Genomic DNA, 245 nt, shown 5'->3' with positions numbered 1-245 from the left:
ATTTTCCTTGGGGTGGTTTGCCGGGATTGTTTCCAGACATTGTTTGGAGAGTTTGATCCTGGCTCAGGACGAACGCTGGCGGCGTGCTTAACACATGCAAGTCGAGCGGAAAGGCCCTTCGGGGTACTCGAGCGGCGAACGGGTGAGTAACACGTGAGTAACCTGCCTTCAGCTCTGGGATAAGCCTGGGAAACCGGGTCTAATACCGGATACGACACCGGCCCGCATGGGCGGGTGTGGAAAGT

The 245-nt window shown here is 56.7% G+C and carries 1 rRNA gene; it reads left to right on the top strand.

The features are described 5' to 3' along the window. Positions 1-40: 40 nt before the first annotated feature. Positions 41-245, top strand: a 16S ribosomal RNA gene (locus RUR_RS08375); the annotation flags it as partial.

The organism is Rhizohabitans arisaemae (assembly GCF_025996515.1).
GTDB lineage: Bacteria > Actinomycetota > Actinomycetes > Streptosporangiales > Streptosporangiaceae > Rhizohabitans > Rhizohabitans arisaemae.
Note: the sequence above shows the minus strand (reverse complement) of the source record. Positions and strands in the feature narration are given on the sequence as shown.